The sequence below is a fragment of the Mesorhizobium sp. CCNWLY176 genome (assembly GCF_037153935.1).
In the GTDB taxonomy this organism is placed as follows: Bacteria; Pseudomonadota; Alphaproteobacteria; order Rhizobiales; family Rhizobiaceae; genus Mesorhizobium_M; species Mesorhizobium_M zhangyense.
Window position 1 is genome coordinate 17,944 of sequence record NZ_JBBBDZ010000001.1, and the last position, 12,636, is coordinate 30,579.

The 12,636-nt window shown below is 58.9% G+C and carries 10 protein-coding genes; 8 read left to right on the forward strand and 2 right to left on the reverse strand.

All coding sequences use genetic code 11. The annotated features are described in order from the left end of the window. Positions 1–14 precede the first annotated feature (14 nt). The 4 genes from WBQ96_RS00105 to WBQ96_RS00120 all read left to right on the forward strand — a co-directional run bounded on the left by WBQ96_RS00105 (position 15) and on the right by WBQ96_RS00120 (position 5,173). On the forward strand, positions 15–2,360 hold the full coding sequence (locus WBQ96_RS00105) for a type I secretion system permease/ATPase (RefSeq protein ID WP_205826646.1): 2,346 nt from the start codon (positions 15–17) through the stop codon (positions 2,358–2,360). A gap of 13 nt (positions 2,361–2,373) precedes the next feature. Continuing rightward, a complete protein-coding gene (locus WBQ96_RS00110; RefSeq protein WP_165117782.1) occupies positions 2,374–3,711 on the forward strand; it encodes an HlyD family type I secretion periplasmic adaptor subunit in 1,338 nt (445 codons plus the stop codon). Positions 3,712–4,048: 337 nt separating this feature from the next. Continuing rightward, entirely contained in the window at positions 4,049–4,606 is a 558-nt protein-coding gene (locus WBQ96_RS00115) for an ankyrin repeat domain-containing protein (protein WP_165117867.1), read from the forward strand. 45 nt (positions 4,607–4,651) lie between these two features. Continuing rightward, positions 4,652–5,173 (forward strand): YHS domain-containing (seleno)protein, encoded by a 522-nt coding sequence (locus WBQ96_RS00120; protein ID WP_165117780.1) that lies wholly within the window; start codon positions 4,652–4,654, stop codon positions 5,171–5,173. 22 nt (positions 5,174–5,195) lie between these two features. Here the strand turns inward: WBQ96_RS00120 and WBQ96_RS00125 are convergent, their stop codons facing one another. Beyond that, complete coding sequence (locus WBQ96_RS00125; RefSeq protein WP_336547213.1) at positions 5,196–7,424, reverse strand: adenylate/guanylate cyclase domain-containing protein; 2,229 nt, start codon at positions 7,422–7,424, stop codon at positions 5,196–5,198. Between the two features lie 426 nt (positions 7,425–7,850). Between WBQ96_RS00125 and WBQ96_RS00130 the strand changes: the two genes are divergently transcribed. After that, positions 7,851–8,891, forward strand: coding sequence for a nucleotidyltransferase family protein (locus WBQ96_RS00130; RefSeq protein ID WP_336547212.1), 1,041 nt, complete (start codon positions 7,851–7,853; stop codon positions 8,889–8,891). Between the two features lie 189 nt (positions 8,892–9,080). Here WBQ96_RS00130 and WBQ96_RS00135 read toward each other — a convergent pair whose 3' ends face one another. Further along, positions 9,081–9,470: a TetR/AcrR family transcriptional regulator gene (locus tag WBQ96_RS00135; protein ID WP_205826645.1), complete on the reverse strand. Its 390-nt coding sequence runs from the start codon at positions 9,468–9,470 to the stop codon at positions 9,081–9,083. A 234-nt stretch (positions 9,471–9,704) separates the two neighbouring features. Between WBQ96_RS00135 and WBQ96_RS00140 the strand changes: the two genes are divergently transcribed. The 3 genes from WBQ96_RS00140 to WBQ96_RS00150 all read left to right on the forward strand — a co-directional run bounded on the left by WBQ96_RS00140 (position 9,705) and on the right by WBQ96_RS00150 (position 12,586). Beyond that, on the forward strand, positions 9,705–10,475 hold the full coding sequence (locus WBQ96_RS00140; RefSeq protein WP_165117774.1) for a GntR family transcriptional regulator: 771 nt from the start codon (positions 9,705–9,707) through the stop codon (positions 10,473–10,475). Between the two features lie 114 nt (positions 10,476–10,589). Beyond that, complete coding sequence (locus WBQ96_RS00145; RefSeq protein ID WP_165117772.1) at positions 10,590–11,357, forward strand: SDR family oxidoreductase; 768 nt, start codon at positions 10,590–10,592, stop codon at positions 11,355–11,357. Positions 11,358–11,626: 269 nt separating this feature from the next. Next, entirely contained in the window at positions 11,627–12,586 is a 960-nt protein-coding gene (locus WBQ96_RS00150) for a substrate-binding domain-containing protein (RefSeq protein WP_336547210.1), read from the forward strand. The last annotated feature ends 50 nt before the right edge of the window (positions 12,587–12,636 follow it).

Sequence of the window (12,636 nt, forward strand, 5' to 3'; positions counted from 1 at the left end):
CTCTGAGGATCGTGATGAAAGATGACAATGATCTCCCATGGCGACCGTTCACCAATGACGAGGGAGAACCCGGGTTCACGAGACAAAGCGAGGCCGGCACGCCAGTTGTCCTTTCACAACGGCTTCACAAGCAGGAGGAGGTCGTTGAGCGGTCTCTGGCCAGGCTCGATGAAATCATAGCGCAGTTGAATGCAGCCTCCGGCATCAAGCGCGCAGATCCTGAACCAACTTCCCATGACCCGTCGCCGTCGGATGAAATAAAGTCTTCCAGCGAGCTCACGCTTTCCGATGATGCGCCGTCCTCTGACGATGCTTCGGCGTCGCTTTCGTTGTCCGAAGCTACTGCGTCTTTGGAAGTTGCTGCGTTGCCGCCGATTGAGGCCGAGGAACAGCAACCGGAAACCGCCCCAATCGAGCCGATCGCCGTCGTCGAGGTTCTGGACCAAGCTGAAGCCGCGGAACCGCAAGCGCTACGAGTACAGCCCGACAGCGCGGAGATTCTGGAGGCGAAACATATTCCGCCCGCCGCACTGACCATCGAGGCTGATCGCGGGCCGCTCAAGGTGGATGCCAAGCCGTCCGGTCCCGGCACTGCGGACAATGGCGGTCGAGGCGGCGGACACTTCCACAAGCGCCTGGGGCCTATCGATTTCGGGAAAAACCTGAAGGCCGGCTTGCAGGCGGTGCGGGGCAATCTTCTCGTCGTGATGATTTTCACGGTTGCCAGCAACATCCTCGTGCTGGCTATTCCGATCTATCTCTTTCAGATTTCGGACCGCGTGTTGACCAGCAGGTCCCTCAACACGCTGGTCATGCTGACGGCTGTCATCGTAGGCGCCGTTTTGCTGCAGGCGATGTTCGATGCGATCCGCCGCTTCATACTGATGCGAACAGCAGTTGAGATCGCAGTACAGCTCGGCGCACCGATCCTGAGTGCCGCGGCGCGTGCAGCACTTCACAGCAACGGCCGCGAATACCAGACGCTTGGCGATCTTCAGCAGCTTCGTTCGTTCCTCGTGTCGGGAACGTTGCTGTCCTTCCTGGACGCACCGATGGTTCCGTTCTTCATCCTGGCGGTGTTTCTCGTCCATCCGCATCTCGGCTTCATCGTATGCGGATCGGCGATCGTCCTGCTGGGGATCACCATGATCAACCAGCGGGCGACCGCGGGACCTTTTGCCGAAGCCAACGTTCATCAGAGCAAGGCGAACCTGCATCTGGATTCGATGTCGCGCAACTCGCAGATCATCAACGCGCTGGCGATGATACCGGAGGCTGTCCGCATCTGGGGCCGGGATACCGCCGGTTCGCTCAGGGCCCAGGTGATCGCGCAGGACCGCAACATCGTTTCGGCGGCGACATCCAAGGCCTCACGACTTCTGACGCAGGTCGCATTGCTCGGCTGGGGTGCGTTTCTGGCCATCGAAGGAGAGATCACCGGCGGCATGGTCATTGCCGCGTCGATCATCGCGGGCAGGGCGCTCGCTCCGATCGAAGGCGCGATCGAAGGCTGGAACCAGTTCATCCTGTCGCGCTCCGCCTATGGGCGTATCGCAGCACTGCTCCAGACGTCTCCGCTCAATTTCGAGCGTCTCAACCTGCCGCGCCCCGAAGGGCGTCTCGATGTCGAGCGCCTGCTGTTCGTGCCGCAGGGAACCAAGCGGGTGGTTCTGAACGGCATCACCTTCTCGCTTGCGCCGGGAGACTCGCTGGCCATCATCGGCAATTCGGGCGCCGGCAAGACGACACTGGGCAAGATGCTCGTTGGCTCGATCCTGCCTACTTCCGGCAATGTGCGGCTTGACCTGATGGATTTGCGCAACTGGGACCAGCGGCAATTCGGCGAGAATATCGGCTATCTGCCGCAGGACGTTCAGCTGTTCCCGGCCACGATCAAGCAGAATATCGCGCGCATGCGCGACGATGCCACCGACGCCGACATCTATCAGGCAGCGATGCTCGCCGACGTTCATGAGATGATCGCGACATTCCCGCAAGGGTATGAAACCTTCGTCGCTGCCGACGGCGCGCCGCTTTCCGGCGGCCAGAAGCAGCGTATTGCGCTGGCCCGCGCGTTTTTCGGCAACCCTCGCATGGTCATCCTCGATGAGCCGAACTCCAATCTCGATAGCGCCGGCGACGCCGCGCTTGCGCGAGCGCTGGCCCATGCCAAGCGGGAAAAGATCACGGTCATAACGATCACTCAGCGGCCGGCCCTGCTTCGAAGCGTCGACAAGATCCTCCTGCTCACCAATGGCACCGTCTCCATGTTCGGCTTGCGCCAGGAGGTTCTGCAGGCCTTGGCTGCGCGCGGCATGGGACCGAACGCCGGCGGCCCGCTGGCCAGGCAATTCGAATGAACGGGATCTATCGATGACCGATGTCGCTGCCCACAACAGCCCGGAATGGTACGCGGACGTTCCGCGCTCGATCCGCAAACAAACGCTTGCCGGGCTTGCGCTGCTGGCCCTGTGTTTCGGAGGGTTTGGAACATGGGCGACAACGGCGCCGCTCGCGGCCGCGGTGATAACGCAGGGAAGCTTCGTCGCAACTGGTCAGAACAAGATCGTCCAGCATCTGGAAGGCGGCATCATCAAGGAGCTGCTGGTCAGCGAGGGCGATGTGGTGAAAGTGAACCAGCCGCTGCTGAGGCTGGATGAGACGGCGGCTCGCGTCAATGAACGGCAGTTTTTTCTGCGCCGGTTGCGGCTTGAGGGGATTGTCGCGCGGCTGTCGGCCGAGGCCGCTGGCATGACGAAGGTGAGCTTTCCCAAAATCATGCAGGAGAACCGGGCCGAGGAGGACGTTGCCGCGATCATGGCAAGTCAGGAACTCAACTTTCAAGCTTCGCGGGGCAAGCTCGACAGTGAGATCGGACTTCTCGACCAGAACATAAAGGCGCTTGAATTTCGCGCGACTGGCTATCAGCAGCAATGGGATTCGATGGAGCGCCAGCTCAGCCTTCTCAACGAGGAATACACCGGCAAGAAAATTCTTTCCGATCAAGGGCTTCTGCGCAAGACGGAGCTGAAGGCCGTTCAGCGCGCGATGGCGGACGCGGAAGGTCAGATGGGCCGGCTTGCGGCGGAAGTTTCGGAAACCAATGCACAGATCACCAAGCACCATCAGCAGGTGGTGCAGACCATCGCCGCATACAAACAGGCGGCGCTTGACGAGTTGCAAAGCGTCGAGGCGGAGCGTGACAGCGTTCGGCAGCAATCCCACGAGGCTGAGAACGTTCTTGATCGGGCCACGATCCACGCGCCGGTGGCTGGTACGGTAGTCCGCATGCTCTACCATACGTCGGGCGGTGTCATCGAAAGCGGAAAGAGCATCCTGGAGATATTGCCGGCCGATGTTCCTCTCGTCATAGAAACACAGGTTCCGCGCACCGAGATCGACACTGTCAGGGTTGGACAGAAAGCCACCATTCAACTGATCGCACTCAATCGCCGCACGACGCCGGTGCTGAACGGCGAGGTCTACTACGTCTCGGCGGATTCCTTGCCGGATACCAGCGGCGATCAAAACCGTGAAGTCTACCTGGCCCGCGTCAAACTTGCCGTCAGCGAATTGTCGAGGGTCCCCGGATTCTCTCCTACGCCGGGTATGCCCGTGGAAATAATGATTCAGACTGCCGAGCGGACGTTTTTCTCCTATCTCGCCAAGCCGGTCACCGACAGCATGTCTCGCGCTTTCATGGAACAGTGAGACAGGGATCGTCGGCAGAGCAACGAATTGCGATGTTCGTTACTCTCCTTCGTTGGTGGCTTTGTCGCGCAGCACCAACCGGCAGATCGCGGCAATCTGATTACATAGATTAGGGTCGCCACATTCGATTTGCGGTATTTCCTATGGTCGCTCAATGCGCGCCGTTTGGTCCCGGGGCGAAAACGCATTCGGCATCCAATGCCAGCGGGTCTTTTGAAGAAGCTGTTGGCAATATTTTGCAAGACCACGTTGTGAGGGCAACCGGCCGGAAGGCCGATGAACCGCTGTTCAATGGGAGTTTGCAGTGAATTATCTTTGCGCTTCTGTTTTCTGTTTGATGCTGGGTACTGCAGTCGCATCGGCCGGTGCCATGCACGATGCAGTCAGAGACGGTGATGTCGAACGCACGAAACAACTGCTGGATCAGGGCGCCGACGTCGCAGAACTCGATACAGCGGGCGAACCGGCGTTGCTGATTGCGTCGCTGGCCGGTCATGCCGAAATTGTCGCCCTCCTGCTGGAAAACGGATCCGATATTCACATTCGCAACAAAGGCGGACTGACTGCGCTGCACGCAGCAGCTTATGGGGGAAGCCTCGAGGTCGTTGAACTGCTGGTGGCAAAGGGTGCGCCAGTCAACGACGCAAAGAATTTCTACCATATGTCCGCTCTGCATGCCGCAGCCGAAGAAGGCCACGCGGACGTTGTCGCATTCCTGTTGGCCAACAAGGCAGAGATCGAAGCGAAGGAAAGGAACGGCTATACGCCTCTAACCCAAGCTGGATGGCGCGAGCATTGGGATGCCGCAAGCCTGCTGATGAAAGCGGGTGCTTCCTGCCAGAAAGCCGATCTTGTCGGCAAATGGCTTTATGAGGAATGCACCAAGCGAAAATGACGTCCGGTTGCGGCAAGGCTCTGCCCGGAAAACGGAGGAATTGGCATGTTTAATCATAGGTGGAAACGAGCGGTTCGGATTGCCGCGGCCGCAAGTGCCGCTTCAGTCCTGCTCTCGTTCGCCCAGACCGCTGTGGCCGAAGATTTTGTCAACACTGGCTACTTCGGTGACGTTGCAATCAAGGGTTACGACCCTGTTGCCTATTTCACCCAGAACCAGGCCGTGGAAGGGTCTGCAAAATATTCCTACCACTGGCTGGGCGCGACCTGGCATTTCGCGAGTGCTGAAAATCGCGATCTTTTCGAAAAGGAGCCAGCCAAATATGCCCCGCAATACGGTGGCTATTGCGCCGACGGCGTCTCGTTTGGAACGGTCACGACCAATATAGACCCGAAAGCCTGGCGGATCATCGAAGGCAAGCTCTATATAAGCTATGATCCAGGGGCAGCCGACGGTTTTGAAAAGAACCCAACCAAGGTTGTCGACTCACAGAAACACTGGTCAGAGGTCGAGAACACACTGGTTTCTGAAAAGCTGGAGAAGAACTGGCAGCAGTCCCCCAATTGACGCCGGACACCGCGACCGCCTGTCACTGGCCAAGAGAAAAGTACATTAGAGCCCGGGGCGTGACGTGAACATATTCGGCGTCACGCTGCTCCTGGCTCGTGTTGCGGTAGACGTACCCGCACACCATGCGATCCAGGAAATAGCCGGTGAACTTCTCGCAGAGACGGTTGTCCCGAACCTCTATGATACCGGTGATGTTCGTGTTGGCGCTACGATAGGCGGTGTTTCCGGCTTTGTCGAAATACTGGATGAATTCGGTGCCGTTCTTGTGCCGTCCGGTCCACGTCTTGTCGGTCACAAAGCTGCGAAGTTCCGTACCGCCGACCTGGTCGCTCTCTGCTCCCTTAAACCCGAACGGCCATTCGGGAACGCCTGCCGCCCTCAGACCAGTCAGATGATGGCTAAGATCGTCCTTGCGCCAGTAATCATACAGGTAGCCGTAATAGGTCAGATTGCTGTCCGGAAACAGTTTGAGCAATTCCAGCGCCTCCTGCTCTCCGCGCTTTTGGTCGCCCTGGTCGACATAGGCTGCGGCCAGATATTCCCGCGCTGGTTCTACATTGGGCAGCGCATCGCGCGCAGATTCGATCAGGGGGATCGCCCGCCCGTTTTCGTGCGCTGTATAGAAGACAACGCCCGCCAGCAACTGGAAGCTCGGCGGCGGTGAAGGATCGAGGCGCAAGGCCTTGTCCATTTCCGTGACTGCCTGTTCGCGGCTGCCGGTGTGAGCCAGAATCAGGGCCAGGTTGCCGAATGCCTCCGCATCGCTCGGCTGGGCGGCCACCGCCCGGTTCGCGGAATCTCTCGCCTCCGCCCCCCGGCCGTCGACCAGTTGAAGCAGCGCCAGGACCGTACGGGCACGGGCATTGTTGGGATCCAGCTTCAAGGCTTGCCCGGCGGCGTCATAGGCTATCTTTCGCGCCACCGCAGCCGACCAGAGATAATTGTAGTCGTTGCGCCAGACGTCTACGGCGATCCGGGCGATACCGGCATGTGCGTCGGCAAATCCGGGATCCAGATCGATCGCCTTCTGGTAGTAGGACAGTGTCCGACGATAGGTCTCGACGTCGCTGTAAAGAAAGCCCTCCTGCTCAGCGCGCAAAAAGTAGTCGTAGGCTTCCAGATTATCGGTGGGAATTCGCGCCAGTTGATCGCGCTCGCCTTCGCTCAGCTTGACGGCCAGTGCCGAAATGATCTTGCTGATGACGTCGTCCTGAACCGCAAAAAGATCCGTGTACTGGCGATCATAGCGCTCGGCCCAAAGTGAGAGCCCGGTGAGCGCGTCGATCAGCTTGACGTTGATCCGCAGCCTTGATGTGGCCCTTTGCAGCGTGCCTTCCAAGACGTAGTGAACGCCGAGCTCCGCGGCCACATCCTGGATCTTGCCGTCCGTAGCCTGAACCGCAAAAACAGAATGACGCGCAATCACAAACAGGCCGGAAACCTTCGACAATTCTGTTATGAGGTCGTCTGTCAGGCCCTCCGCAAGGTGATCATGCTGTGTGTCGCCGCTGACATTGATAAAGGGCAGTACGGCGATTGAAGGCTTGTCCGGCAGCGGATAAGCGAACCGCTCGGTCTGCTTCGACGGTTGTGTGAGCGTCCACGGTTGCCACCAGAGCGCGGCGCCCGCAACAGCAAGCAGCAGGAAGGCAACCGTAACGGCCGCTTTGTTGCGGCTCGTCAAAACAGCAGACGTTTCGGGGGCGATCGGGGTTGCCAGGGCCGCCGCCTTGTCGTCGAGCAGAACCCGATAGACCGTTACTGGCTCAGCGATGTTTTTGACCTGCTTTTCGCCGAGATGTTCGAAGATAAGATCGAGCTTGCCCCGGACTTGCTCAAAGGCCGAACCGGACAGGCATATCCCTCCGGGATCGGCCAGTTCCTGAAGCCGCGCCGCGACGTTCACACCATCGCCGAATACGTCTCCGTCATCGGGGATAATATCGCCGATGTTGATGCCGATCCTGTAGCGATATTGCCTGTCTTCAGGGACCTCGGCGTTCTCTTCGCGAAGCGCCAATTGCATTTCGACCGCGAAGCAGACCGAATCGACCACACTGGCGAACTCTATGAGCGCACCATCACCCGTAAACTTGAAAATGCGACCGTGATATTGGCCCGCCCGAGGATTGAAGAGCCTTCTGCGGTGCCGCCGTTGAGCCGCTAAGGTGCCCCGCTCGTCCGCGCCCATAAGGCGAGAATAGCCAACCATGTCGAAGGCAAGGACCGCGGCCAGCCGACGTTCCATGCTTGATCTCCCTTAGGAAGAGATTATCCGAGGGTTGGTGGAAAATCCACACAGTCGATCAAGAACGTTGGCTCCAAACTGGTTTTCGTCGACGCAATAACAAGATTCATCTTGCTGGGTCCGAAGATTGCTTTCACTGGTGACCTCGACTTCGAGGGCTATCGCGTAATCTGGGTAGTCTCAATCACCTTCGCGCCAAGCGTGTGGTGAAGGCGTATCGTCTCCGCGCAGTCCGCCCGACAGCGGCCGGTCAGCATACAGCCCATTTCAGTCGTTCAATGATACGCGTTTCCGATATCAGCTTAGAGGCACGACTCTGACTTCGGTTCGAAATGGAAACCATGCTATTGCGTTGTCGTATGCGTGCTTTGTGCCCGAAAGGCCGCATAAGATGCAGCGCGGGACTCAGAATGGTTACTGCGAACAATGCTGGATGCTGCGTTCTCTTCGGAATTCAATGTCAACGGCCGGTTTATCACGGCAGAAGTGCGGGGTCGCCGTTATTGGTATTTTGATCTTCCGGACGGTGAGGGCAGCAAGAAACGGACATATGTCGGCCCTGTCGATGACCCTGAGATCACAAAGCGGGTCGAAAACTTCAAGGATTTAAAGGCTGATATCCGCGAAAGGCGGAAACTGGTCTCAACACTTGTACGTGAGGCATATCTACCGCGGCCAGAAGGAAAGACTGGCGACATCGTTCAAGCGCTCGCTGCAGCCGGGTTCTTCAGACTTCGAGGGGTCCTGGTCGGCACCGTTGCCTATCAGTGCTACCCGGCTGTCCTTGGTGTCCGCCTCCCTAGTGCATCAATGGTTACCGGAGATGCCGACTTCGCACAGTTTCATTCGATCTCCGTGGCTGTCGGAGATCAAATGCCGCCCGTGCTGGAAACGCTGAGGACAGTCGATCCGACTTTCCGGGAGATCCCGCATCAGGCTGACAGTCGTTTCACGACGCAGTTTTCAACACGTTCCGGCTACAAGGTCGAATTCCTGACCCCGAATACGGGATCAGACAATTATGGTGGCCGCCCTACTCCAATGCCAGCGCTCGGAGGTGCCTCGGCGCAACCATTGCGTTTCCTCGATTATCTTACCTATCAGCCGATCCGGGCAGTTCTGCTGCACGGAGCAGAAGTACCCGTGAACATCCCTTCACCCGAAAGGTATGCAATCCACAAACTCATTATTGCCAGCCGTCGACGGACGGACAACGACGGTACGGCCAAGAGCCGCAAGGATCGGGCGCAGGCTGCAACCATTATGGAAGTCTTGATTGAGCAACGGCAATCGGAAGACCTGGCAGATGGGTTCATGGAAGCCTGCGATCGCGGCACTGCGTGGCAGGAAGCGATTCGTAAAAGCATGTCGCAGATCGACGATAATATTCGCGAAAAAATTCAGTCTGCGCTTGCCAGTGGCATTCGGAAACTAGAGCGGAATCCTGCCGAATACGGTCTTGTATAGGTAACCACGGTACCAAACGATAGATGATGGCCACGCCTGAGACCTCCGTGCAGTGACAAAGGATGGCTGACCCTGCGGCCACATGTTGCGACATAGGCACCCTGCAGACTGCGATCTCCGGGTGAGCCGCATGAAATCAAGACGGTTCCGGGTTGCGCGGCGCCCTGCAGAAATAACTCGAGCGCCTGATCAAAATAGCACTCTTCTTCTGCGAGATCGGAAAAGCGGCGCTCCCCCAGCATGGTCCGCTTGGGCCTGCTTCACCAAGACTGTGAAGCGGATCATTATCGGATCTTGGGGTGCCGGCGTCGGTTGTACGCCCCCAAATGCCACAGCCTCTCCCAACGTGACCCGATTGAGAGCAATCATCTGTGGCCTCAGATTGATCGAAAGCAGCGTTCTCGCGAAGCGTCGAAGCCGTTGCGACGATGTTCCGCCGGCGCTCATGATTTCATCCAGTTCACCGAGCACCTGCGACTGCAAGCCGTCCATCAGCACCTTGAACAGGGCTGTCTTGGACGGATAGCGACGGTAAATGGTATCTTTGCCGGCGCCACAGGCGGCAGCCACCTGCTCCATCGAGGTGCCGCGAACCCTTGTGATGCGAAGAGTCCAGCCGCCGTATCAAGAATTCGCCGATTGAGCTCTTCAACCGCGCGCTTGGACGGACGCCCGCCTTTCGCTCGTTCGGTGCCGGAGAGTTGCTTGCCATTTTTAGACGGCGGGCCGGAGGATTTGGGTTCTCGATCGGGGCGGATTGATCAGAACGAGAAGAGGTGTTAGTGATTTTGTACCTACATAGCGGACAAAACCATGCACGAATCCGTCGGAATCGCTGGGAGGATCGATCGATCCTCACCTGAGCCTTACTATCTTCAGCTGTCGAGGCTTGTGGAAGCGCAAATTGAGTCGGGGCGGTTCGGCCCCGGCGACCGGCTGCCGAGCGAAACCGAACTTTGCCGCAGCTTCGATCTGGCTCGTTCGACCGTCCGCGAGACGCTTCGCAGCCTGCAGGATCGCGGCATCGTCAGGATGGTGCCGCGTCGTGGCGCCTTCGTGGCGAGCCCCAAGTCGTCCGGGTGGCTGTTGCAGGTGGCGGAAGGCTTCTTTGAAGGCAAGGTCGATCATGAGCACGAGAGCGTGGAAACGCGGGTTCTGTTCTCCGACCTGCGCCCTGCGCCGCGCGAGGTTTGCCAATCGCTTGGCCTGGCCGCCGGCGAGAAGGTTTATGAGCTGCGTCGCGAGCGTCGTCTCGACGGCAAGATGGCTATGTATTCGATCAACTATCTGCTGCCGGACCTGAAGCCCATCGTGGAGGCCAGCGAGGTCATGCAGAACCGCGGCTCCCTCAACAAGGTGCTGCGCGAGGCGGGCTACCGGGTCTATGGCGCGCGGCGTAACGTCGAGGCGGTGGCTGCAAGCGAGGAGCAGGCGGAGCGGCTTGGTGTCAAGCGCGGTGCGCCACTGCTGCTGGTCACCTCGGAATCGTGGGGGCTGGATGAGCGCGTTTTCGATTACTACACCTCATGGCTGCGCAGCGATGTGGTGAAAGTAAGCGTCGTGGCGAAGGCCGCCGACGGCTGACCTTGCGGCGCTTCGTGCAGGCGAGGCGTCCAAATTTCATATCTGGCCGGTAAGGCCGCCCGACCAATCTGGTTCGGCGGAACAAGCGGTCGTGTCTTTTATCTGGAGGAAAGCATGAAACTCTTTGAACTCAACGGCGACATTGCCTTCGTAACCGGTGCGGGGAGCGGCATTGGCCAGAGCATTGCACTCGGCATGGCCGAGGCAGGAGCCGACGTGGCGCTGTTTGGTCGCGAAAGCAAAGCGAGTGGACTCGCCGAAACGGCCAGAAAGATCACCGCCATGGGCCGCCGGGCCCTGGTGGTGAGCGGGTCGGTGACCGAGAAGGACGATATCAACCGTGCAATCGACCAGGTGGAGGCCGAACTCGGCCCGATAACGATTGCGGTCAACAACGCCGGTGTTGCATTCGCTGAGAAGGCTGAGAACCTGACGCTCGAACAATGGCACCGCCTCTATGATGTCAATGTCGTCGGCGTCTTCCTTTGCTGCCAGGCCGAAGGCAGGGTGATGCTGCCTCGGGGCAAGGGCACGATCATCAACATCGCGTCGATCTCGGGCACCATCGTCAATCGCGGCATCAACCAGGTCCATTACAACTCGTCCAAGTCGGCTGTGATCCAGATGTCGAAGAGCCTTGCCATGGAATGGGCCGACCGCGGCATTCGCGTCAACGTCATCAGCCCGGGCTACACCCGAACGCCGATGAACATCCGCCCCGAGGTTGCCGACCAGATGAAGATATTCGAAGGCGACACGCCGATGCAGCGCTCCGCGAGCCCGGATGAGATGATCGGCCCGGCTGTGTTTCTCGCATCGCAGGCGTCCTCCTTCGTCACCGGCATCGATCTGATCGTCGACGGCGGCTTCATCGTCTGGTGATGGGGAGCCGAACTGCCCGGAGTCACAAAATTGTTGAGTCATACTTGCGGGTTTAAAGTACGTCTGGTAGGTCTTGTACCTACAAGATGGACAACAGCCGGCGGGAGGTTCGGCTCGATGCTCAGGTCCGGCTTGTGGTGGAGGAGTGCAGCATCAAGACGCGCGGCCGGCTTCGTCCGGGGCGGCCCCTTGGCCCGCGCGTGCCCGCAGGCTTCGCCCGATTTTATGCTGTGGTCTCAAGGCGCATTCGGCGCCCAAGTGGAGGAACTATGCTAAACTGGAAAACGGGTGTCACTGCGGCGTTGCTCGCTGCTGGTCTCGCCTTTGGCGCGCAGGCGCAGGAATACAAGCAGGTCGATCTGGTGAAGCCGATCGATAAGAAGCTCACCTTCATCTTCATCCCGAAACTCATTCATCCCTGGTACGAAGAGCTGGAGAACGGCGTGAAGTTCGCCGTGGAGGAATACAAGAAGGCCGGCATCGAGATCGCGTATGTTTGGGACGCTCCGCCTCAGGCTGACGTTGATGAGCACAACCGCCGCATCGAAACCGATATCGGCCGCGCGCCGGACGGCCTCGCCGTATCCTGCCTTGATCCGGCGACGAATATCTCCCTCATCGACGAAGCGATCGCAAACAAGCTCAATGTGATCACTTTCGACACCGCTTGCGATCCGAAGTACCCGTTTGTCGGCCACAGGCTCGACGAGCAGGACGGTCGCGATCTCGCGAACTTCCTGGCAGACAAGCTCGGCGGCAAGGGCAAGGTCGGCATTCTTTCCGGCAGCCTGACGGCGCCGAACCATGTTGCCCGCGTCGTTGGCTTCAAGGACGAAATGGCCAAGAAGCATCCCGATATCCAGATCGTCTTCGAGCAGCCTGACAATGACAGCCTGGAAACCGCCGTCACGCTGACCGAAAACGCGTTGCAGGCCAATCCGGATCTTGCCGGCATGTTTGGCGCCAATGCTTCGGCGCCGATCGGTGCAGGCCGTGCCGTTCAGGCAGCCAACATGACGGGCAAGACACTCGTCGTCGGCATGGACGCCTTGCCGGAAACCGTTCAGCTGATCCAGGACGGTGTCGTCGTCGGCGTGAAGTCGCAGCGTCAGTGGGAAATCGGATACTGGGCGGTGAAGTATCTGGTCGCCATGAACCAGAACCACACCATTCCGATGGATCACCCGACCGGTTCGGTTGTGATGACCAAGGAAACCTTCTCCAAGTAATGCTGTTCGTTTCTCCCAGGAGCGGCCGGCCGGGGCCGATTGTCCCGGGC